The following is a 22,502-nucleotide window of genomic DNA, read 5'->3' on the forward strand; positions in this document are numbered from 1 at the left end:
CAGGGGGTGGGCCCGATCTGCCGTCGGCCGGCGCGGTGGACGTCTGCCGCAGCTCCGATAGTGGCAGCTCCGGCCATCGGGGCCTTCTCCGAAGTTGCCGCGTTCACAGCCATGTGCAGCGAAAAAAGCAATCGTAGAGATGCGGCCGCCTGCTCATCCGCGAACGATGGTCGGAGAGTCGTTGGCGTGCCGTGTGCGAACTTCCGCGGCAATTAACGGCGCCTGATCCGGCGCTGCGGCGGATGAGAGCCCCGTACCCACGAATGGACCGCGTAAGGAGCATATCCAATGACGGTTAACCACCTGAATGACCTGAGCCTTCCGGCGGTTGAGAAGCGGGTCGAAGACATCTGGCGCTACGTGCTCCGTATGCCGGAGGAGCAGAAGAACGCCACGTTCTTCGAGTTGCAGGGCCACTCGGTGTCCGCGATCCGCATCGCGTCCCGCATCGAGGACGAGCTCGGCATCAGCATCGACGTGAGCGCCCTGTTCGAGGACCCCAGCATGCAGGACTTCGTCCGCACCGTCGTGGCGCAGGCCGAGAGCGCCGGGATCGGCGGCTGACAGGGCCGCCCGTACGGCCGGGCGGCCCCCTGCCGGCGAGAACGCGGGCGCTCCTCCGCCGGGCGCCCGCTCTGTCGTGCCCGGCGCCGACGGGCGGCACCACCGTCTCCACCCCCGGTCGTCGCCGGCGGCCAGGACCGGACCGTGAGGGATTCGTCGCCTCGCAGCCGCTTGACGGCCCGCCCGGCTGCGGTGACGCACCATGCCCGACCGCTTCAACTACATTCAGGGACGGGACCGTCACGGCCGACCTCCGCTCGCCGCGACGGCCCGCTATCGCGAGGGGGCACCATGCGCTGGAACGTCATGTCTGAGCGCACCCTGTATCACGACAAATGGGTGCATCTCCGCTCCGCCGACGTGGAACTGCCCGACGGACGGCACCTCGACCACCGGTTGATCCAGAGCTCCGACGGCGCCTATGCGGCCGTGGTCGTCCGGGAGCGGGTGCTGCTGCTGTGGCGGCACCGGTTCATCACCGACGCCTGGGGCTGGGAGCTCCCCAGCGGTGCGATCAACCCGGGAGAGGGGCCGGCCGCGGCGGCGGCGCGGGAGGTGGAGGAAGAGACGGGCTGGCGCCCGGAGGGACCGCTGCGCCGCCTCATCCACACCCAGCCGATACCCGGGCTGCTCACCGCGCGCCACTACGTCTTCCGCGCCGACGCCGCCACCTACATCGGCCCGCCGGCAGACGGATTCGAGTCCGAGCGGATCGCCTGGGTGCCGCTGAGCAAGGTGCGCCGCCTCATCGACAGCGGCGAAATCCTCGAAGGGACGACGTTGACGGCCCTTCTCTGCCTGCTCCTGCGGTCCGCTTGACGCCCGCTCCCGGCGGGCGCGTGCACCGGCTGCCCGGTCCGCCCGGCGGACCCTGAGGTCGCCGCACCGGCACTGGGGCGCCCCGTGCCCCCGCCGGCCCCACGGCCCGCCGTACGGCGGTGGCCCGGGGCCGCGGGGGCACGGGGCCCGGACGCTACCCGCGGGGGCTGTTCTGGTAGGCGGCCAGGCTCCACTGCCCGTCCTGCCTGACGACGATCCAGGTGGCCCGGATGGCGCGCTCGTCGGAGACCTCGGTCTCACCGGGGGCCAGCACACCACCGGCCGTGATCACGATCCCGACGTCGCCGCTGAGGAACCTGACGTCGATCGGCTGCCCGGTCACCTGGGTGCCCTTGAACGGCCCCTCGAACGCGGCGGCCATGAACGACTGGATCTCCTCCCGGCCCTTGCGGTACAGGCCGGGCAGGATCATGGTCCCGTCCTCGGTGAAGACCTCGGCGAAGGCCTGGGCGTCGTGCTTGGCCCAGGCCGCGACGATGCGCCCGGGGACGGCCGCCACAGCGGCCTGGTCGTCGGCGGAAGGACCTGCGATGGTCGATGCGGGGCTGGTCGTGGTCATGTCCGTCTCTTTCTCCGTGGACGTCGGTGGAGGGAGGGGCCGGCCGTCAGAGGTAGAAGGTGTTCGGCTCCTGGCCGCACAGGATCCGCCCGTACAGCTCGGCGTTGGTGTTCGGGTGCATCAGGGCGTGCAGGTTCACGGCCTGGACGTCACGCGAGATCCGCTGGATCGGCTGGTCGCTGTAGATGGACGAACCACCGCTGGCCGTGCTGAAGATGTCCACGGCCTCTTTGGCCAGCTTGCACACCATGCCCATGTCGGCGCGCGCCCTGGCCCGCTCCTGCAGCGACCACTGCGCGCCCTCGACGCCCTTGCCGTCCACCAGCGTGGCCAGGCGGTGGGCGTGGAACTCGGCCTGGTCGACCTTCATCGTGGCCTCGGCGACCTGCAGGTGGGTCAGCGGCGCCTCGGCCTGGGCCGTGTAGCCGGTGTAGGTGATCTTCCGGTCGGGGAGCCGCTCGAAGAACGCCTCGCCGGCGGCCTTGGCCAGCCCGACCACGGTCCCGACCGAGGAGGCGGAGGCGACCGGGAGCAACGGCGTCCGGTAGATCGGGACGCCGGCGTTCAGCTGGGAGGCGTACTGTCCCTGCAGCACCGCCGGCAGCGGCAGGATGCGCTCGGAGGGGACGAACACGTCGGCCGCGATCGTGCTGACGCTGCCGGTGCCCTTCAGACCGGATGTGTGCCAGTCGTCCACGATCTGCAGATCCGACATCGGCACCAGCCCCAGGACGGGGTACGGCTCGCTCTCGGCGCCCACCACGACCGCCACGATCACCTGCCACTGGGCGTGCAGGGCGCCGCTGACGAAGGCCCACTTGCCGTTGACCACGACACCGCCATCGACCGGGGCCGCCATCGCGCTCGGGCTCAGCGTCCCGCAGATCCGCACGTCCGGGATCGAGAACACCTCGTCCTGGACCTGGTCGGGGAACGTGCACGCCATCCACGTCGGGATCCAGTACACCGACGCCACCCACGATGTGGACCCGTCGGCCCTGCCGAGCTCGGTGGCCACGTCGACCAGGGTGCGGGTGTCCGACTCGTAGCCGCCGTACCGGGCCGGCACCCGCAGCTTGAAGATGCCCGCGTCGGCCAGCGCCTCGATCGACTCTCCGTGAATGCGCCGGTTCTCCTCCGACCACGCCGCGTTCTTCCGAAGAATCGGCGCCAATTCGGACGCGCGCCGTACCAGCTGCTCCCGCGTCGGAACCTCGGTGGTCAACACCATTTCCTCCCAAAGAATTCAGACGGGAAAACGCGGCCGCCCGGCGCGCCCCGCTCACAGTGCCGTGAAATCATGGAGCGGTGAGCGTTCATCTGCTCCGTCATCCGCCGATGGTCATCACCCCGACGGTCGCACCGGAGGCGGGCACCCGCATCTTCTGAATTGCGGATCGCCATTTCAGGATCGGTCCTCCGGACAGCGGCGGAGGTCCGGTCGAATCACGCGACGTGGAAGCCGCAACCTCTGAGAAGCCCACCGTGCTTCCGGGTGCCAGCATCAAACCTGCAGCAGAAGGCCGACGCGCTCGCTCGCCGGTGCCGTCGGGCAGGACGCGTCGTCCGCGACGCTCCGACGAGAGCATTGTCGAGTCCCGCCGGCGCGCGGGCCTCTTCGAGCGTGTTCCCGTTGGACCACAGCGCCGCTCGGCGCCGCCGATTCATGGGGGAGCCGAGCCGCGAGAAGGAGAGTTGCCTGATGACCGACCATCGGGATGGCCCGGACGTGACGGAGGCGCGGCCGAAGACACGTCCGCTGACCGGCGACGAATACATCGAGACCTTGCGCGACGACCGGGAGATCTACATCTACGGCGACCGTGTCAAGGACGTCACCTCGCATCCGGCCTTCCACAACCCCGTCCGGATGACGGCGCGGCTGTACGACGCCCTGCACGACCCGGCCAAGCGTGACGTCCTCACCGCGCCGACGGACACCGGCAGCGACGGCTACACCCACCGCTTCTTCACCACCCCGCACAGCGCGGCCGACCTCGTGGCCGACCAGCAGGCCATCGCGGCCTGGGCCCGGATGAGCTACGGCTGGATGGGACGGAGCCCGGACTACAAGGCATCCTTCCTGGGCACGCTCGGGGCGAACGCCGACTTCTACGCCCCCTACGCCGACAACGCGCGGCGCTGGTACCGCGAGTCGCAGGAGAAGGTCCTGTACTGGAACCACGCGATCGTTCACCCGCCGGTCGACCGCAGCCGCCCGCCGGACGAGGTCGCGGACGTGTTCATCCACGTGGAGAAGGAGACCGACAGCGGCCTGGTCGTGAGCGGGGCCAAGGTCGTCGCCACCGGTTCGGTGCTCACCCATTACAACTTCATCGCCCACTACGGCCTGCCGATCAAGGACCGGAAGTTCGCGCTGGTGGCCACCGTGCCGATGGGCGCGCCGGGGATGAAGCTGATCTGCCGGCCGTCCTACAGCGCCACGGCCGCGGTGATGGGCAGCCCGTTCGACTACCCGCTCTCCTCACGGCTGGACGAGAACGACACCATCCTCATCCTCGACAAGGTGCTCATCCCATGGGAGAACGTGTTCATCTACGGCGACCTGGGCAAGGTCCAGCTGTTCACCGGGCAGTCCGGATTCTCCGAGCGCTTCACCTTCCACGGCTGCACGCGCCTGGCGGTGAAACTGGAGTTCATCGCCGGCCTGCTGGCCAAGGCACTGGAGATCACCGGCACCTCGGATTTCCGGGGTGTGCAGAGCCGGCTGGGCGAGGTCCTGGCCTGGCGCAACCTGTTCTGGGCCTTCTCCGACGCGGCCGCACGCAACCCGGTCGCGTGGAAGAACGGCGCGGTGCTGCCCAATCCCCAGTACGGCATGGCCTACCGGTGGTTCATGCAGATCGGCTACCCGAGGATCAAGGAGATCGTGCAGCAGGACGTCGCCAGCGGACTGATCTACGTCAACTCCAGCGCCGATGACTTCAAGAACCCAGACATCCGTCCTTACCTGGACAAATACGTCCGCGGTTCGGGCGGCGTCGACTCCGTCGAGCGGGTCAAGGTGATGAAGCTGCTGTGGGACGCGGTCGGCTCCGAGTTCGGCGGCCGGCACGAACTGTACGAGCGCAACTACGCGGGCAACCACGAGAACACCCGGGTGGAGCTGCTGTTCGCACAGTTGGCCACCGGACAGGTCGACGACTACAAGGCCTTCGTCGACGAATGTCTCGCCGAGTACGACCTGGACGGCTGGACGGTGCCCGATCTCAACTCCTTCGGCAACCTGCGGGGCGTCAGGGACGGCCTGCTCAACGACTGAGCGCCTCCGGCCGACCACCTGAGACGCCGCGCGTGAGGAGGCCCGGTCGCCCCACGAGGGCGGCCGGGCCTCCAGGCGTTCAGCTGCGATCAGGTGTCCAGGTGTCCGGATGTCCCGCGGGAAAGGGCGCAGGAGCCCGCCTCGGCGGGCGGCGGTACACCCTTTCCCCGCGGAGCCCTCACGCCGGGGAAAACGGATGACCGGAAAAAGCGGCTGTGGTCCTTTCCGCCTCGGTGTCTGCAGCCACCGACGCGGGGAAGGATTCGGATCTCCTCCTTAACGGATAAAGCCGTTCAATGCGGACCACATTCACATTCAGCTTCTTTAAAAAGCATGACATCGGCCTGATATCCGAGGCATCTCCCCCATTGCGCTGTCCTTTCCCGGAAAAATGAACGGTACGGGCACCGGCGGGCCCGCCGTACGGTCACGCCGATCTGCGGCGGCTCAGGCCACCGTCCTCTCCTTGGCACCGGCCGGGCCGCCGAGTATGTGCTCGCGGCCCCGGTTGCCCCGGACGAGCAGATCGGCCAGCGGTCCGCCCCTGGCGTGGTCGGCGCTGCGCAGCGCGCCGGCGGCGGTGGTCAGGTCCCGGACCACCGCGTCCAGCACCGCGGCGATCGGATCGGCGTTCTGCTGCAGGATGTCGCACCAGAGGCCGGGGGCTCCGGTGGCGACCCGGGTCGTGTCCTGCAGGCCCCTGCCCGCCAGCGAGAGCGTGCTCTGGTCGGCGCCCGCGAACCACGCCGCGAGCGCCGCCGACACCAGGTGCGGCACGTGCGAGACCGCGGCGGCGGCCCGGTCGTGCGCCTCGGGGGTGAGCACCCTGAGCTCTCCCCCGCACACCCCGACCAGCTGCGCCACCAGCCGCACCGGCCCCGCCGGCGTCGCCGGGTGCGGGCACAGCGCCCACGGCCGGCCCGCGAACAGGTCCGCGTGCGCCGCGCAGGGGCCCGACAGCTCACGGCCGGCCATCGGATGCCCGGGAACGTAGGTGGTGAAGTCACATCCGGCCAGCTCCGCGTCGGCGATGATGCGGGTCTTGGCACTGGCGACATCGGTGTAGACGGCGCCCAGCCCGCGGGCCTGGGCCTCGCGCAGCACGTCGACGACGGTGGACGGCGGGGTGGCGATGACCACGACGTCGGCAGGGGGATCGTCGGGCGTCAGCGCGGCCCCCGCCCCCATCCCCACCGCCTGCGCCAGCGCGCCGGTGTCCCGGTCGGACAGCCCGACGTGGATGCCGGCACGGCGCAGCCTGAGTGCGATCGAGGTCCCGATCACACCGCTGCCGACAACCGTGACGCGGCGGACCCCGACCGGGTCCGCAGGTTCCTCCGCAACGTCCCCGCCGGGCACGCGGGCATCCGGCGGGGCGTCGGCAACCATCGCGGTCGTCATCAAATCTTTTCCTCTCATCGCCTATCGGATCGTGTGTTTTCCAGCTGTTCTCGCACGGATAACTCTGCGCGTTTCACAGTCCGTTAACCAGGCAGATCAGAGTCAACAAGCTGCCCATCGGAAACCGCTTCATGTCAATTACCGGAAATGGCGAGGGCCATCGCCTGTCCTTTCTCCGAGCGGGTCGGAAAACCGCGGGGAGAAAGGACGGGCGATGGCCCTGAACCTGATGTGCCCGGCGCGCTGTCAGGCGTCGGCGAACTGCCCGGGGGAACGGCCGGCCCCGGCCGGTCCCCGGTATGCCTGAGCGATGTCCAGCCAGTGGTCGGCCTCGGCACCGGTGGCGGTGAGCGCGAGGTCGTCGCGGTGACGGCGCCTGGTCACCAGCAGGCAGAAGTCCACGGCAGGCCCGGTGACCTTCTGCTCGGAGTCCTCCGGCCCGTAGGCCCACACCTGTCCCGAGGGGGCGGTGAGCTCGAAGCGGAACTCCCCGGCCGGCGGCGTCAGCCCCCGCGCCAGATAGCCGAAGTCCCTGGTCAGCACCGCGAACACGACCAGGTGCCCGATCCGGTCGGTCCGCTCCAGGCGCACGCCGAGCGCGTCGGCGATGTCCTGGCCGTGTGCGAACTGCTCCATGATCCCGGCGCACGCGAGGATGACGGGCGGCAGCGGGTTGACCAGCCAGGGCACCGTCTCACCCGGCGGGACGGCGGCCAGCGCCTTGACCACGGCCTCGCGCTCGGCCTGCCAGCGGTCGAGCAGCACCTCCGGCGGGTCGTTCTTGTAGTCGGCGAGCGCGGCGTTCACCGCGCCGTCGAAATCCTTCTCCGCCCCCGCGGCCAGGACCTTGAACGCCTCCGCGTCGGATGCCGCCGTCCCGGCCAGCCTGAAGATGAAGGCGAGGTGGGCGATCTGGTCGGCGATCGTCCATCCGGGTGCGGGAGTGGGCAGCCGCCACTGCTCCGCGTCGAGCCCCGCCACCAGCCGGGCGAGTTCGTCGCCCTCGGCGGTCAGGTCGTTGAGCACGCCCTCCAGCTCGCTCACGTCTCTGTCCTCTCATTTGGCGATCAGATTCAGATCGGAATGCCTTGATCACGTGCCCGCCGCGGCCGGCCGGACCGATAAAGCACGTAATGAAATACCTCGCTCGCGGACGGCATTATGAGAACACCTCGGAACAGCGTTATCGAATCAAGGATGCATCAGCGGAAATCACGCTGTCTTCTCCATGGGTGCTGTCGCGGCGCGGCGCGGCCACCGCCCGCCGCCCCCGCACCATGAAGACCGCGAGCAGGCTGCCGAGCAGGAGCACCGCGGCCACGACGCCCAGCGTCGGCCTGCCGGCCGCCACGAAGCCCTCACCGAAGGCCTCTCGGGTCAGCCGGGCGAAGCGGGCGGCGACGTCGACCGGCAGGGCGCCCGGCGGCGGACCCGTGGCAGGCGGGCCGGCCGCGGGTCCGCCGGGGGCGGCGCCTGCGCCCAGCCCGGCCAGATACGCCTGCCGGACCCCCTCCGGGAGCTGCGCCAGGCGCTCCCCCGCCTCCCGCAGCAGCGACTCCGCCAGCCTGTTCTGCAGGACGGCCCCGATCACGGCCGCGCCCAGGGCCGCACCGACCTGCCGCGCCGTGTTGAGCACGCCCGAGGCGGCCCCGGTCTGCCGCGGAGGGATCTCGCGCATCGCCTCCGTCGTCGCCGGGGCGAACGTCAGGCCCATGCCGACGCCGACGACGAGGAACGGGACGAGGAACGTCGCCGCCGTCGCCGAGGTCGCCGAGACGGCCGCGACGGCGAACACGCCCAGTGAACAGCAGGCCAGGCCCACGATGAGCAGGATCCGGCCGCCGACCCGGTCGGTCAGCCGGCCCGCGGCCGGGGCGACCACGGTCAGCGCGAGGGTCAGGGGCAGCCCGGCGACCCCCGCCGCCAGCGGGCTCATCCCCAGTACGGCCTGCGCCTCGATCATGAAGACGAACAGCAGCCCGTAGAGCGAGAACGACATGATCAGTGTGATGAGCGTGGCGATGGTGTAGTTGCGGTTGCGGAACAGCCGCAGCGGCAGCAGTGGCTCCGGCTGGCGGCGTTCCCACAGCACGAACAGCACCAGCAGCACCCCCGCGACGGCGAGGATCCCGAGGATCGTCACCGGCCCCGCGACCGTTCCCCAGCCGTGGCGCTCCCCCTCGACCAGGCCGTACACCAGCGCGGACAGGCCGCTGGTGGCCAGCAGTACGCCGACCAGGTCGAAGCGGTGCGACACCCCCGGCCGCAGACCCGGCACGTAGCGGAGCGCCAGCAGCATGCCGGCCAGCGCCACGGGGACGTTGAGATAGAAGATCGACTGCCAGCCCAGCCGGGTGACCAGGAGCCCGCCCAGCGTCGGCCCGCTCACCGAGGCGACGCCGGCCACCGCCGCGAAGATCCCGAAGGCCCCGCCGCGCCGTTCGGGCGGGAAGATCGCCGAGATGAGCACGAGCGCCTGCGGCAGCAGCGCCGCCGCCCCGACACCCTGCAGCACCCTGGCGGCGATCAGCTGGTCGGGTGTCTGGGACAGGCCGCACAGCGCCGAGGCGAGCGTGAACAGCCCGAGGCCGGCGACGAAGACGGCCCGGGGACCGAGCAGGTCGCCCAGCCGCCCGAAGACGATCAGCGACGACGCGAAGGCCAGCAGGTATCCGTTCAGGACCCACAGCACCTTGTCGAGTCCCGCCCCCAGCGTCCTCATCATGTCCGGCGCGGCGACGTTGACGATGGTGGTGTCCAGCAGGATCAGGAAGTTGGCGATGCAGAGGACGCCCAGCGCGAGCCACGGACTCGGGCGTGCCGGCCGGGCGGTCATGTCGCCCGGTGAGGCCCCGTGGACGGAGCGGTCTGCAGCCCCGGCCCGGTCCGCATCCAGCCGCCCACCCGCCGCGCCGCGGCCAGGCTCGCCCACGAGGTGAGCTCGACGAGCGCGCGGTCGTCGGGGTTGTCCCGCCGGAAGTCGTCGATGAGCGCCCGATCGACCTGGTAGGAGGCCATCGCCGTCAGCAGCGCCAGCCGGCCGGCCGGCCGCTGGGCGGGCGGCAGGGCGGAGACCGACTCGGAGACCCAGGCCCGGCTGAGCCCCGCCGGCCCGCCGTTCCACCCGGCCAGCTCGGCGGAGACCAGATCCCGGACGTCTTCCGGCACCGAACGCCGGCCGCCCCGCTCGATGGCGGCGCAGGCCCGGGCGAAGGCCTCGGCGATGTTGGCCGTGCCCTCCGCCCAGGACAGATCGGCCGGCAGCGGCGCGTCCGGCAGCAGGCCGAGGGACGCGCCGGGGGCGTGAGCCCTGCGGGCCGCCGGCCTCATGAACAGCCCCAGCAGCCGCATGAGGACCGGGCGGATCCCGGCGGGCACCTCCGGCGGCACCGGGGACTCGTCCAGGAACACGTTGACCATGCGGTTGAAGTACTGGAAGGTGACCGCCACCCCGACCAGCTCCGGAGCCTGCTCCGCCGGTGACGGCAGCTCGTGCTGGGCGGCCGTCTCCCGCCTGTCGCTGGCCCGCGCCCACGCGGCGATCCGGCGCACCCCGGGGTCGGTGATCTCCTCGATGCGGTCAGCGGCGATCTCGGCGGCGTACTGCCCCTGCACGAGGCTGTGCAGCGTCGCGCTGTGTACGTCCACGCAGTAAGGGCAGCTGTTGCCCATCGACACCGCGGCGGCCACCGCCTCCTTGATCGCCCTGCTGACCGTCCCCTGGGCCAGGAGTGACTCCCGCAGCATCAGCCAGCAGGCCGCCAGGGGTTCCGGAGCGGGCGAGTGCAGGATCACCGGCGGCGCCAGCATGCCGAAGTCCCGTTCGACCTGCCCGTAGACTCTCCCGACGAGATCCAGCGCGGCGCCTGGTCTGACCGCGGAGACGTGGCGGATCTGGGACAGCGCGCTCCGCCGTGCCACGGGGGTGAGGATCCTGCCCATCGCTCGCTCCTCTCCTCAGCGGTGCAGCAGAGTGGGCAGCAGCGGTGCCACTCCGCTCCGCCCGCTGGTGGCGCCGTCCGGCGACGGCGCGCCGTAGGTGACCTGCACGCCCCGCTGCTGCGCGGCCTGCACGATGCCCGGCACGGCGCGCTCGGCGAGCGCGGCGATGGTCATCGCGGGGTTGACCGTCAGCGCCCCCGGTACGGCGGAGCCGTCGGTGACGAAGATGCCGGGATGGCCCCGCAGCTCGTTACGGTCGTCGAGCGCCGAGGTGCCCGGGTCGTCGCCGATGCGGCAGGAGGCCAGCGGGTGCACGGTGTAGGCGCCGACCACGTCGTTGGTCCACGGCGCCACCTTGGCCAGCCCGTCGCGCTCCACGATGTCCTTCACCTCGGCGTCCGCCTGGGCCCAGCCGCGCAGCGTGTTCGGGGTCGGGTCGTAGCGGAGCCGGCCGACGCCGAGCATCTGCTGCGAGAGCCGGTCGGCGTTGCCGGTGGCCGGGGGTGGCCCGAAGACCCCCTCGTTGTCGTCCTCCGTCATCTGGAAGATGATCAGCCAGGAGCGCCAGCGCTTGAGGAGCTCCTTCTTCTCCAGGCCGAACCAGCTCGGGCCGACCGCGCCGGGCACCTGCGCGAGGATGGTGCCCAGACCGGGTGGGAAGTAGAGCTGCTCCAGCGAGAAGCGGGAGTATTCCGGCAGCGAGCCGTCGAGGCGGTCCCAGCTCGCGACGGTCGGCCCCTTGCCGATCTGGTTGGCCTCGTAGGCCAGGCCATCGCCCCGGGTCAGGCCGAGGACATCGCGCACCCGGTCCTCGTCGAAGACGACGGTGTTGAGCCGCTCGCCGTTGCCCGAGAAGTATCTGCCCACGGCGTGCGGCATCGTGCCGAGCGTCGCCTCGCTGCGCTGCAGGATGACGGGGGTGGCACCGGCACCGGCCGCAAGCACGATGATCTTGGCGTCGATCGTCCCGCTGTCGGCCTGGACCCGGTAGTCCTCGTCGTCGACGACGTTGTAGTGCACCCGGTAGTCGCCGTCGTCGGTCTTGGAGATTTTCTGCACCTCGTGCAGCGGCCGGATCTCGGCGCCGTGCGCGAGTGCCGCAGGCAGGTAGTTGAACAGCAGGGAACGCTTGGCGTCGAAGCGGCAGCCGGCCATCATCCAGTTGCAGTTGGTGCATTTGCTGTTGTCGATGGCGGCCGGCAGCGGGTTGGCCGTGCGGCCCGCGTGGTTGCAGGCCGCCGCCCACAGCCCTCCTGCGTAGGTGGCGTCGCTCCAGTCCTGCTTGGTGACCGGGATCGCCTCCTCCACCCGGTCGTACCACGGCTCCAGGGTGTCGCGGCTGACGGCCGACGGCCACATCCGCCTGCCGATGCTGCCACGGCGTTCGAAGACGAAGCGCGGCGCGCGGGGCATCGCGGCGAAGTACACGACGCTGCCGCCGCCCACGCAGTTTCCGCCCAGCAGGCTCATGCCGTCGCCCACGACGAAGTCGAACGCCCGCGTGTAGGACGATCCGAGTTTGTAGTCGTGCTCGAAGTCGTTTCCGCTCAGCCACGGCCCGCGCTCGAGCACCACCACCCGCGCGCCGCCGGCCGCGAGGTGATAGGCCGCGATCGCGCCGCCGAAGCCGCTGCCGACCACGAGGACGTCGGTGCGTTCGGTGCTGGTCATGCGGGGCTCCCTGAAGGGGTCGTGTCCGGGTGCGGGCTGGCCAGCTGGCGGCCGTAGGAGTATTCGGGGAAGCGCCACAGACCGTCGGGGTCGGGCGGGGTGATGCCCATCGCGGTCAGGCCGGGATGCCCCGCCGCAAGCGCGTCGGCGGTGTGCATGTGAGCCGCGGAGTCGAAGGCCATGTTGCTGAACAGGGCGAGACTGACCCAGAACGGCTTCTCCGGGTGGCCGGGCGAGGTCAGCCGCTGCACCAGGGCGGTGCGGTGCTGGAAGGCCAGCGCGACGAAGGGCGGCACCGACTCGTCGAGAACCAGCCTGTACCCGGCCGCGTACTCCCGCGCGTGGTCGTTCAGCAGGCGGGCGAAGTCGTCCAGTCCGCTGCTCAGCCCGGTCGCGTCCCACTCCAGCAGCTCGATGGCGCCGGCCGCCACCGCGCCGCCGCCGGTGCTGACGCCCGCGATGGCTCTGTCGTCAGGCGATCTCTTCTCACCCGGGATGATCGTGTCCGCGAACGCCTCGAGTGTCATCGTCCTGGCCTGCTCTGCGTCCGATGTTGGCGATGGCATAGGCGTTTCCTCGCGTCTCATTCGGCTCCGATCCGCTTCATCGTCCGGGCGCCCTCGCGCCCGGTGCATCTTCTGGATTGCCGTCCGCCCCGGCCTGCAGCGCCAGGCGGAGAGTGGCCAGCGCGCGGACGGTCTGGCTGCGCACCGTCGAACACCGGCTGCCCATGGCCCGCGCCGTCTCCTCGACACTGCGGTCCTCCCAGTAGCGCATGACGACGGTGGCCCGCTGCCGGGGCGCGAGGTCGGCGAGTGCTCTCATCAGCAGGAGACGGTCGCCGAGGAAGGCGTACGGATCAGGTGTGGAATCGGACTCGGGCGGCAGGTCGTGGAGGATCTCGTGGGACCAGCGATGGGACCTGCGATCGCTGATGATCAGCCGGGTCATGATCACACGTGCGTAGCCGGCGAGCTTGTCACGGTCTTTCAGGGTGTCCCAGCGCAGGTGGAGCGCGATCAGCGTCCGCTGGACGAGGTCGTCGGCCTCGTACCAGTCGGCGGAGAGGAGGAACGCCATCCGCCGCAGCGCGGGTCTGGCCTCCTTGACGTAGCGCGAGAACTCGTCATCGCGAGCCTCCGCCATCTGCTCACACCCCATCACGGTGAACGGATCCCGGCGCCAGGCGGGAGATCCTGAAAAACGACGCACAGCGTCGCCGAATTTGATAGGTATTAGGTCGGTATCATCAGAATTCGACGTGCTCCCCCGTAGCGGCAACCCCTATCCCGCCCCTACCTGCCCCCTCGCACGGCATTGCAGGAGCCCGGAAAAACATTCAGCGCGGTCCGCCCACCACGGGCTCCGCGCGTTTCACATCACCGATATTCGAAACCGTCGGCATATCACTTGAAAAATAAAATTCACCCACAACGAGTGATAATTCGACATGTCCTGGTCACTTCAGAAATCCACCCGCGGTGCAGCGTCATGCGCGTCTCACCGCGTGTGACATCCAGGAGGCCGGCGACCGGCGACTGAGCCGCCGCCGGCCGTGCAGCGGTGAACCCCGGCCCGGCCCGACGACCTCTCACAGCGCCGATGGACCGGGACCGAGGCCGGTGGTGAGGCCCGTGGCTGACGGACCCGGTGAAGAACCCGTCAGGGGATGGGATTGGAATCGCTCGTGGCGCCCTGCCTCTCCCAGGCCGCGTGCTCGTTCTCACGGATCTTCTCCTCGACCCGCTGCTCGACCCGGGACATGGCGATCCGCAGGATCGGCGGGGCCATGAGCGACGTCACGATCGCCACCAGGATGACGATCGTGTAAGCCTCCAAGCTCAGGATGCCCAGGCGCAGGCCGACCATCGCGACGACGACCTCGATGACGCCACGGGCGTTCAGCCCCGCGCCCAGGGCCAGCGCCTCCCACTTGTTCAGCCTGCTCAGCCGGGCTCCGGCATAGGCGCCGAGGAACTTGCCGACGATCGCGATGGCCAGTACGGCGAGCCCGGAAAGAAGGACCTCCGGCCTGGCCAGCGCGGTCAGGTCCATCCGCAGACCGGCGGTGGCGAAGAAGATCGGCGCGAAGACGGAGAGCACGACCGTGCGGAGCGGGGCGAGCTTGGCCGGGTCGACCCGGCCCGCGGAGCCGATGAGGATACCCATGACGAAGGCGCCGAAGACGGCCTCCAGCCCCAGGGCGTGGGTGCCGGCGGAGGCCAGCAGGAGCAGCACGGCGGCGGTGGCGACGGTGGGTCCCGGATCCTCAGAACGCCCGCTCAGCCGCAGCACGCCGCGGACCAGCGGGCGTCCGAGTGTGAGCGCGAAGACGATGATCGCGACGAGGTAGGCCAGCGAAGTCAAGACCGTTGCCGCGGTGAGGGACTTGACGGCCATGGCCGAGACGATCGAGAGCACGAACCAGCCGAAGGCGTCGTCGATCATGCCCGCGGTCAGCGTGAGCTGCCCGACGTTGCGGTGCAGCAGCTTCATGTCCATCAACGTCTTGGCGATGACCGGGATGGCGCTGACGCACATCGCCACCCCCAGAAAGAGCGCGAAGACCGTGACGTCGGTGCCCTTGGGGATCAGCGAATCGGGCAGCAGGAAGGCCACCCCGATGCCGAGCCCGAGCGGCACCACCAGCCCGCCCAGACTGACCCCGGCCGCGGTCAGGCCTCGCCGCCGCACCAGGCCCATGTCCATGTGGATGCCGGTGATGCCGACCAGCAGCAGCACGCCTATCTGGCCGATGGCGTCCAACAGGTGAAACTGTTCGGCCTGTGCCGGGAACAGCCAGGCCGACACCCCTGGCGCGACATGCGTCAGGAACGAGGGTCCCAGCACCACACCGACGAACAGCTCTCCGACGACGGCGGGCATGCCCAGCCGGACGGCCGACCGGCCGAGGACGTGAGCCAGCAGAAGCAGCAGGCCGATCTGCAACAGGAAGATCAGTAGATTGTGCGCCGCGATCGGCGCAATCGGCGTGTTCATCGAGACGAGCACCGTTTTCTCCTTCCGCCGGCACCGGGCCGGCCAAAATCCAGCGCGCCGTCGTGGCCGCGCTCCAACGGCCGGGCGGGGCGATGCATCACCCTGGCCACCGGCCCGGACCCACAGCTGCCGACCGGTGCACGGAAGGCGGTGACCTGCTCGCGGCGGGCCAGGTCACGGGCGGCGAACCGGTGAAGGCCGTGACGGGCGGCGCGGCCACGCGGCGGCCGTCGTGCACCCGGTCCAGGCCTCGGGTCCGCACCGGAACCGTGCCGCGCGGGGCGGCGAACCCTTCCGGATCCGCCGGCCGAGCCGGAATGCACGGCGTGGTCAAAACAGCGGGACCGGCGCACATGAAAGCGGGACCGGCGCCCATGAACAGGCGCAGTCCGAGGACGGCCAATACGGCGAATCTCCCCGGACCGAATATCGCGGCGGGCCCGCGGACTTCAGCACTGGAACGGTCATGGCAACCCTTAACCGAGGGAAAGGACCTCGTAGTCACTGAACTCGCCCTGCCACGTCCTGCAATGCGGTGGCCGACGCGTCAGGTCACGACACCTGCATCCGTCCATGACCCGGGCGGCCGTAGCAGTGGCTGATCTCCGTCCGTGTGCGACACATGGCGTGGACTTTCACCACACATCATAAACAAGGTAATCCCCGTCGCATCTTCTGAATTGCGATGCGCTCTCCGGCACACAATTACACAGGATTCAGCCCTCCGGCGCCACCCCGTGACCGGATATCAGAACCGCACCCCGACCCCGTCCCAGCCGGGCCTGACGGCGCAATCGCCGGAGATCCCTCCCGGCCGGCCGGTGACACTCAAGGACCGGCACACACCGCGCCTGACCGCGGAAGGACAGGGCCAGACAGCCCACGTCCACCCGGTTGCGGTCGCGGCGCCCCCCACCTCCGGCGCGCCATGTGAACAGGCAATCGTGTCCGCATACAGGAATAAACTGACAAATCTTCGGCCCCATACAATCTATTCAACTCTGAGGATTCTCACACCATGAACACGGGGGTAACATGATTGAATCTTCGGCAGACGAGCCTGCGGTGATCGGCGTGGTGCCCGTCTGCTTCCCGGTGCAGAATCATTGAGTCCGCACGGCGGGCCGAGAGATTGAAGGGTGACAACACGGGTAACGACCCGTACACCCTCTGAACCGAAATATACCGAAGACATCCAGACCACTTGGAGCGGGGCGTGGCCAAGCAAATCATTGAGAAGGTCACCGACGACATCGACGGCACCGAGGGGGCGAGAAACGTCACCTTCGCCATCGACGGCGACCAGTATGAGATTGACTTGTCGGACAAGAACAGCGACGAACTGCGCAAAGCGCTTGCCCGGTTCATCAACGCCGCCCGGCCGGTGCGTCAGGAGAGAGCCCAGAGCCGCCGCCAGAGCGGCAACGGCGGCAACGGCGGTGGCAAGCCGAATCGGGACGCCTCCACCGCGATCAGAACGTGGGCGAAGGAGCAGGGGCTCACCGTCAGCGAGCGCGGACGGATCTCCGCCTCGATCCTGGAGAAATACAAGAACGCACACTGAATCCACGAGGGCCGCCCTCTGCTCCTCGAGGGGATGAGCCTGATGTGTGCACACGCACCGCCGTCCCGGCTCGGGCCGCACCATGCAGGCCGGCGACCCTCGGCGATGCCGGGCCCATGCCTGCCCGCACCGCACCGGAGGCGACGGGCGCGGACAGCCGTCCGGCAAGATCCTGCTCAGTTCATGCCCGCCGTTCCGCCACTTCGGGGGATCGGCGGGCACCGGCCGGCTTGCCCGGCCCCGGTCACACCGCCGTCTCAGCCGGCAGATCGGCACGGGCCGCCGGGTCGGCGAGGACCAGCGCGGACCGCCGAGGGCCTACGGCCGGCCGGGATCCTCACCAGGCCCGCTCGGGCTCGGATTTTTTGAGCGAGAGGCCGTCCGGATCACCCCTGGCCGATGTGACGCGGCCGGTGCCGCCGGGTATGGGCCGCAGACCGCAGACAGCGGCGCCCGCAGATGGGACAGGCCCGATGGGTGATTCTCACCGGCACTCCTGAAGTCGTCGATAGACCATCATGATCCGGTGCCGGGGAAACGACCACCTTCCAACGTGCTGAAACCGTGAGGTGTCGGCAGGCCGGGCACGGGGCCACGGCCGCCGCTCCTGCCCGGCAGGCATCACCTTGATCTCCGGAGCGCCGCCCTATTCCTCTTCCCCGTCGGCCTCGGCGGCGGCCTGCCGCTTGGCCTTGCGCAGCGCCGCTCCCCGTTGCGCACCGACCACGCTGGGGCCGGGGGGCAGCCGGTAGACCGTCGGGAACGGCTTCCCGTCGTTGAAGCGCCGCTCAAGGTCGAGCACCCAGTCGGCGATGCCGAATTCCACCAGCTGCGCGAAGCTCGCCGGTCCGTCATAGTCCTCGCCCGCCACATAGGCCTTGGCCCCGGCGCCGTAGACGGCTGCCTTGGCACGTTCGAGCAGCCTGTTGGAGATCGTCACGGACGTGGGCTTCTTCCGCAGGCCGTCCTCGATCAGTTCCGCCCGGGCCGCGGCCCGTTCCTCAGCCGACATGCCCGCCACCGGCTCGGGCCTCCGGCGGGCTGACGGCTGCTTACCGGAAACAGGTTTGTCCGCAACAGATTTGTCCGCGGCGGGCTTGCCGGTGGATTTCCCACCGGTGGCGGCCGGGGACGCGCTGGTCTGCCTACGCGTGCGGGTGGTGCGCGGCTTGTCGGCCGGTGCCGTTGCTGCGGTCTCGGGCTCGCCGGGTCCGGCCCCCTCCTGGCCGGCGCGCTTGTTCCCGCGGGCTCTCGGCGCCCTTCGCGGACCGCCGGTAGGCGGGCTCACCGGATCCTTGCTGTCGCCGAGTTCAGGCATCACGGTCCTCGTCATCAGGGTCGGCATGGGCGACCGGTAGTTACATGCGATCAGGCGTTACCGGAGTACACCGGTTGAGGTAGTCGCACTGAATCAATCTTCGCGCATCGTCTGAGTCTTTGCACTCACCGTCATACCGGTCGGCCCTCTTCCTGCCGCCCTCAGAAAGCCGGAGCCCTGGCGAGAGTCGTCAGGAGACCTCTGTCTGGCGGTCCCATCGCTTGGGACGGCCTCTCCTCCATGGGCCACCGTGTCCTCCGTTAGTCGCCGTGCGCTGGCCGATTTCACCGCGTCGAGCCGCTGAACGAGGGCGGCCGGAGCGGGGAGCGGCCATGCGGAGACGCTGCCCGGCCCTTGCAGACAAGGAGGATGGCCAGACCTGCTGGACCCCCTACTGAGCACGGTCGATGTACGAAGTGAAGTGACCTCTCCATACCAACACGTCCTGCAGGCAGAATCTTCGTGACTCCATCATGCGCAGGAGCTTTATAGCAAAGAGCAGTGTGACTCATCTCATGGTTGAGTTGGATATGGAGCTTGCTGGAGTGAAGGTTAACGAAACACGAAGAGCGATCAAGAGTGTCGACACAGCGCTTCAAGCAGTGTTTGCCCAGGTCAATCCAGGTAATAGGTGTTGAAGTAGGTGCGACAAGAGGGTTCAAAATATTTATATCAATAATGCCTAAAAAAGTGTTATGAATAATATTTATAATAGATATGAAGATATTTATAACGATCGTTATTTAAATAGTAATTAAAGCAGGTATGAAAAAATGCTAACAGATAGAGATTAAGATAGTCCTAGAAGCAGGCATTAAGATCAATAGGTCAATAGGGAGTTGCATAGTTAGTGCGCACACTTAACTCATCGCTCTGAAGCCTGGCTGTGTGAGTGTGTGTCCCATCGGTCAGCGCAGAGGGTGACCCATAGGGCATGTCACTGGCCAATAGGACGTGAGGGCAACCGTTCAGCCCATGGACCGGTTACCTGGGCATGTGTCAGCGTGATCGAGTGCCCAGAGGAACGAAGCAGGATCTGGCTCGGGGAGCAGTAGAGTCACTGACCGGACACGCCGCCCGTAATCTGGTCGATCGCACCACGAATCTGCTAATAAAGGAGGCACTTCGTTGTTCGTAGGGACGCGCACTACACTGCTGCGTCGTCCACGAGGCGGAACAAGCACTCATTGACCCGGTAGAGCGTGCAGGAGAACAGACCGATGAACTTCCCTCTGGCTACCGCAGCGCTGAACAGCATGACTGTCCAGCAGATGGTGGAGTTGATCCGTCCCAAGCTCAAACGGGTCATCATCATCCTGAACAACAAGGGCGGCGCGGGAAAGACCACCACCACGGCCAACGTGGGGGGCCAGCTCGCAACCGCGCTTGCGGCCGCGGGCTCCAGCAAGCGGATCCTCTGCATCGACCTCGACCCGCAGGGCAATCTCGGCCTCGACCTGGGCTACCAGGGCAGGACCGGCGACGACCAAGGCCAGAGCATCATCAACGTCGTGGAGGGCACCGGACCTCTCCACGTCATCCGGGACGTGCGCCCCAACCTGGATGTGATCCCCGGCGGCAAGGTCCTCAAGAGGATCACCGCGTCCATCATCGGGACTCGCTCGATGGATCCGGGACGAGAGATCATGCTGTCCCTCGCTCAGGCCATCGCGGAGATATCCGACGACTACGAGTGGATCTTGATCGACTGCCCGCCCAACATCGTCGACCTTCAGTACCTCGCCGCCGTCGCGGCGGAATACGTCCTGATCCCCGTCTGCTTCGACCAGGGCAGCATCCAGGGATTGGAGGGCGTCAGCGACGTCTTCGAGGCCTCGGCACGGCTCAACCCGTCCCTTACCCCGCTCGGCGTGCTGCTGTTCGGGTTCGACCGCACCAATCTCCGTAAGGTCAAGGACGCCGAAGGAGAAGTGATCGGCGTCCGCGAGATCGGCTTCCTCGCCGAATCCCGACGCGAGATCACCGAGGTCCTGGGCGACTCCGGGATACCGATCCTCCAGACCGTGATCACCCGTGCCGTCAAGGTGGCCCGCGAGTGCCGCAAGCGCGGCAAGACCTTCACCGAACTCGCCGATCTCACCGCTGGTGAGGATTGGAAAGAACACTCCCGGCGACACCAGCTCAACCTCAGCGTGGAATCCGCCGAGACCTCCGCCATCGAGATAGAAGAGGTCACAGCAGAGATCATCAAGCGGGCTCTCGAGCTCGAGGCGGAGGCGCACGCATGACCACCACCGACTTCTTCGACGAGAAGCCACCCACACCGCGGCTGACCGGGATGACTCGGCAACGGGGACGCAGGGGCAGCAGCGCGTTGACCAGCCTGGTCGCTCAGCCTGCACCGGAGCAGGCCCCTGAGACGGTTTCCCCTGAGGCGCCACCGGTGCAGGTGGCCTCTGTGCAGACCTCACCGGTGCAGGAAGTCGCCCCCACTCCTGCCTCGCAGATCCCCGAGGCACCCGCCAGCACACCCGCTGCCGTTCCTGACGGGGCCCAGGAGCCCGTGAAAGAAGCGGGCCCTGCCCCCACCACCCCCGACGGTCAGGCACCGGCCGAGACGGCCCCAGAACAGGCCGTCGAGAGCGACGCCTCCTCTGAGCCCGCGGGCACGGAGCCGGTCCAGGACGAGGCACCTCTGTCCGCCGCGCGGCCATCTCAGCGACAGCCGGCCGACGCGACCAGACCTGCGCGGAAGACCGCACCACGCCCCCGCTCCCGGGCGACGGCCGCGACCAGGCCATCGGGCTACCAGACACCGGAGCAGGTCAGCGTCTACTTGACGCCCGAGGCCAAGAAGAAGGCCAGAGACGTGGCCCGGGCAGAAAAGATCGACTACGCCCGGTTGGCCATGGATGCGATCGACCATGCCCTGGAGCAGGACGTCCTATCACCGCTGGTGAAAGCGCGCCTCGAGGTCACACGGCCGAAGGGCTCCAGGTTCCCCACTCGCGTCAACCTGCGATCCAAGTCGGAGCCTGGGGCGCGCCGTGTCCTGTGGCCGGTCCAGCTGCGCCCGGCGGAGATCGAGGTCCTGAACGAGCTGGTCACGGAGACCGGCGCCGAGCATCTGTCCACCCTGGTGTCGGTGGCGGTCGAGGCATACCTCCTTGACGACGACCCCGAGACACGGGGATAGTCCGGCACTCAGCCGCTGATCGGCTCCGAGCCCTCCCGCCCCCTGTCGCAGCTCGATACCGACGGTCGTCGACCATCATGTGTTCAGCACTCCTGGCTCACCGGCGGCCGGGCGGACCCACCTTTGAAGGTGGGTCCGCCCGGCCGCCGCTCTGTTTTCCCCTCCCACCCGGCCGTTCACAGGGTCCCCTGATCGATCCCGGATCCGATGGGCACCGACATCACTGAGCGGCTCAACCCGGAGCAGCCACCCATCTAGAACCCGAAGCAGCCATCTAGAAGTGGTGCAGGAGCCATCTAGAAGTGGTGCAGGGTCCCCGGAAGTGGTGCAGGACCCGGTGAGTGGTGCACCGGTGGTGCAGCAAAAAACCCCCTCTGACCTGCATCGATGTCCACCGCTGCACCACTGCACCACTTTTTGGAGACCATGTTGCGTTCAGGCGCAGAATCTCTCCTCTACATGATTGTCTGCACAACTATCACCTCAAAGGGCGCCCTGAACTGCGGAAACGTGCCGGCCCAGGAGGAGCGCTTCGGTTCTAAGGATTCGATGAGGCGATTTTCGAGACTTCTACATCGGCGACGGCTCGATGAGAGATCCTTACGTCACCTGCAGCGCGACACCCTGCCGCCTGGGGTGATGTCACACCGTGAGCAACCGGATCGAAGTCATTTGAAGGCCAGGCTGGAGCGTCAGATGCAGGTGGATACTGGTGGAAGGCAGCCGCGACACGCCGAAGAACCGGAAACAGTCGCATTCGACTTTCTAGTACTGGAAAGATGGTCACATGGAGAGCGAGACCCAGATCAAGGGCAAGGCCAAGATGGGGCGTCCTTCGAAGGGCCCTCGCAAACTAGTCAAGGGTGAGGTCCCTGTGCCCTATGCTCAGCGCTTCAAGCAGGAGGCCGAGCGCCGTGGCATGTCACAGGCCGATCTGCTGGCTGCGATTCTCGCCAACGTCGACTGGGAGGCGATGTCTCTCAGCGCGTAGGCCACAAATGAAGAACCCCCGCGGTTGGCGCCGCAGGGGGTCCCACAAAGAATCACGCGGAATCGTGTTTTCCCAGACCGGTTTCCGTCGTGGAGCTAGCACCAGACGGGCTTCCGTCGTGGAGCTAGTTAAGAGTGTAGCCCGTCTTGCCCGGCGAGTCCCATATTGGGATCACTCCCGGCGTGTCGAGCTAGCTGTGACTCACAATGCCC

The 22,502-nt window shown here is 68.3% G+C and carries 18 protein-coding genes; 7 read left to right on the forward strand and 11 right to left on the reverse strand.

Going from position 1 to position 22,502, the window contains the following annotated elements; translation table 11 throughout:
* Positions 1 to 288: 288 nt before the first annotated feature.
* Both ACWDS7_RS00835 and ACWDS7_RS00840 read left to right on the forward strand, forming a co-directional pair.
* Entirely contained in the window at positions 289 to 564 is a 276-nt protein-coding gene (locus ACWDS7_RS00835; RefSeq protein ID WP_451927504.1) for a phosphopantetheine-binding protein, read from the forward strand.
* 306 nt (positions 565 to 870) lie between these two features.
* Positions 871 to 1,383 carry an NUDIX domain-containing protein gene (locus ACWDS7_RS00840; protein WP_306876139.1) on the forward strand — a complete coding sequence of 171 codons (513 nt, stop codon included), beginning with the start codon at positions 871 to 873 and terminating at the stop codon, positions 1,381 to 1,383.
* A gap of 154 nt (positions 1,384 to 1,537) precedes the next feature.
* Here the strand turns inward: ACWDS7_RS00840 and ACWDS7_RS00845 are convergent, their stop codons facing one another.
* A complete protein-coding gene (locus tag ACWDS7_RS00845; protein WP_451927505.1) occupies positions 1,538 to 1,963 on the reverse strand; it encodes an SgcJ/EcaC family oxidoreductase in 426 nt (141 codons plus the stop codon).
* A 46-nt stretch (positions 1,964 to 2,009) separates the two neighbouring features.
* On the reverse strand, positions 2,010 to 3,194 hold the full coding sequence (locus ACWDS7_RS00850) for an acyl-CoA dehydrogenase family protein (protein ID WP_451927506.1): 1,185 nt from the start codon (positions 3,192 to 3,194) through the stop codon (positions 2,010 to 2,012).
* Positions 3,195 to 3,665: 471 nt separating this feature from the next.
* Between ACWDS7_RS00850 and ACWDS7_RS00855 the strand changes: the two genes are divergently transcribed.
* Positions 3,666 to 5,246, forward strand: coding sequence for a 4-hydroxyphenylacetate 3-hydroxylase family protein (locus ACWDS7_RS00855; protein ID WP_451927507.1), 1,581 nt, complete (start codon positions 3,666 to 3,668; stop codon positions 5,244 to 5,246).
* Between the two features lie 447 nt (positions 5,247 to 5,693).
* Here the strand turns inward: ACWDS7_RS00855 and ACWDS7_RS00860 are convergent, their stop codons facing one another.
* The 8 genes from ACWDS7_RS00860 to ACWDS7_RS00895 form a co-directional block, all read right to left on the reverse strand.
* Positions 5,694 to 6,647 carry a prephenate dehydrogenase gene (locus tag ACWDS7_RS00860; protein WP_451927508.1) on the reverse strand — a complete coding sequence of 318 codons (954 nt, stop codon included), beginning with the start codon at positions 6,645 to 6,647 and terminating at the stop codon, positions 5,694 to 5,696.
* A gap of 246 nt (positions 6,648 to 6,893) precedes the next feature.
* On the reverse strand, positions 6,894 to 7,691 hold the full coding sequence (locus ACWDS7_RS00865) for a TIGR03084 family metal-binding protein (protein WP_451927509.1): 798 nt from the start codon (positions 7,689 to 7,691) through the stop codon (positions 6,894 to 6,896).
* A gap of 139 nt (positions 7,692 to 7,830) precedes the next feature.
* Positions 7,831 to 9,483, reverse strand: a complete 1,653-nt coding sequence (locus ACWDS7_RS00870) for a DHA2 family efflux MFS transporter permease subunit (protein ID WP_451927510.1) — start codon at positions 9,481 to 9,483, stop codon at positions 7,831 to 7,833.
* Positions 9,480 to 10,589 carry a carboxymuconolactone decarboxylase family protein gene (locus tag ACWDS7_RS00875; protein ID WP_451927511.1) on the reverse strand — a complete coding sequence of 370 codons (1,110 nt, stop codon included), beginning with the start codon at positions 10,587 to 10,589 and terminating at the stop codon, positions 9,480 to 9,482. Before ACWDS7_RS00875 ends, ACWDS7_RS00870 begins: the two co-directional genes overlap by 4 nt.
* Positions 10,590 to 10,604: 15 nt before the next feature.
* A complete protein-coding gene (locus tag ACWDS7_RS00880) occupies positions 10,605 to 12,260 on the reverse strand; it encodes an FAD-dependent oxidoreductase (protein ID WP_451927512.1) in 1,656 nt (551 codons plus the stop codon).
* Positions 12,257 to 12,826: a DUF5987 family protein gene (locus ACWDS7_RS00885; protein WP_451927513.1), complete on the reverse strand. Its 570-nt coding sequence runs from the start codon at positions 12,824 to 12,826 to the stop codon at positions 12,257 to 12,259. Before ACWDS7_RS00885 ends, ACWDS7_RS00880 begins: the two co-directional genes overlap by 4 nt.
* A gap of 37 nt (positions 12,827 to 12,863) precedes the next feature.
* A complete protein-coding gene (locus tag ACWDS7_RS00890; RefSeq protein ID WP_451927514.1) occupies positions 12,864 to 13,406 on the reverse strand; it encodes a SigE family RNA polymerase sigma factor in 543 nt (180 codons plus the stop codon).
* Positions 13,407 to 13,922: 516 nt separating this feature from the next.
* Positions 13,923 to 15,272, reverse strand: a complete 1,350-nt coding sequence (locus tag ACWDS7_RS00895) for a cation:proton antiporter (protein ID WP_451927515.1) — start codon at positions 15,270 to 15,272, stop codon at positions 13,923 to 13,925.
* 1,204 nt (positions 15,273 to 16,476) lie between these two features.
* On the opposite strand from ACWDS7_RS00895, the gene ACWDS7_RS00900 reads away from it, so the two are divergent.
* Positions 16,477 to 16,824, forward strand: coding sequence for a histone-like nucleoid-structuring protein Lsr2 (locus ACWDS7_RS00900; RefSeq protein WP_451927516.1), 348 nt, complete (start codon positions 16,477 to 16,479; stop codon positions 16,822 to 16,824).
* Between the two features lie 646 nt (positions 16,825 to 17,470).
* Here ACWDS7_RS00900 and ACWDS7_RS00905 read toward each other — a convergent pair.
* A complete protein-coding gene (locus tag ACWDS7_RS00905) occupies positions 17,471 to 18,169 on the reverse strand; it encodes a hypothetical protein (protein ID WP_451927517.1) in 699 nt (232 codons plus the stop codon).
* A 1,193-nt stretch (positions 18,170 to 19,362) separates the two neighbouring features.
* On the opposite strand from ACWDS7_RS00905, the gene ACWDS7_RS00910 reads away from it, so the two are divergent.
* From ACWDS7_RS00910 to ACWDS7_RS00920, 3 genes are all read left to right on the forward strand, one after another.
* Positions 19,363 to 20,391, forward strand: a complete 1,029-nt coding sequence (locus ACWDS7_RS00910; RefSeq protein ID WP_451927518.1) for a ParA family protein — start codon at positions 19,363 to 19,365, stop codon at positions 20,389 to 20,391.
* Complete coding sequence (locus ACWDS7_RS00915; RefSeq protein ID WP_451927519.1) at positions 20,388 to 21,299, forward strand: hypothetical protein; 912 nt, start codon at positions 20,388 to 20,390, stop codon at positions 21,297 to 21,299. Before ACWDS7_RS00910 ends, ACWDS7_RS00915 begins: the two co-directional genes overlap by 4 nt.
* 787 nt (positions 21,300 to 22,086) lie before the next feature.
* On the forward strand, positions 22,087 to 22,290 hold the full coding sequence (locus tag ACWDS7_RS00920; RefSeq protein ID WP_306876168.1) for a hypothetical protein: 204 nt from the start codon (positions 22,087 to 22,089) through the stop codon (positions 22,288 to 22,290).
* The last annotated feature ends 212 nt before the right edge of the window (positions 22,291 to 22,502 follow it).

Source organism: Streptosporangium sp. NPDC003464, from assembly GCF_053588315.1.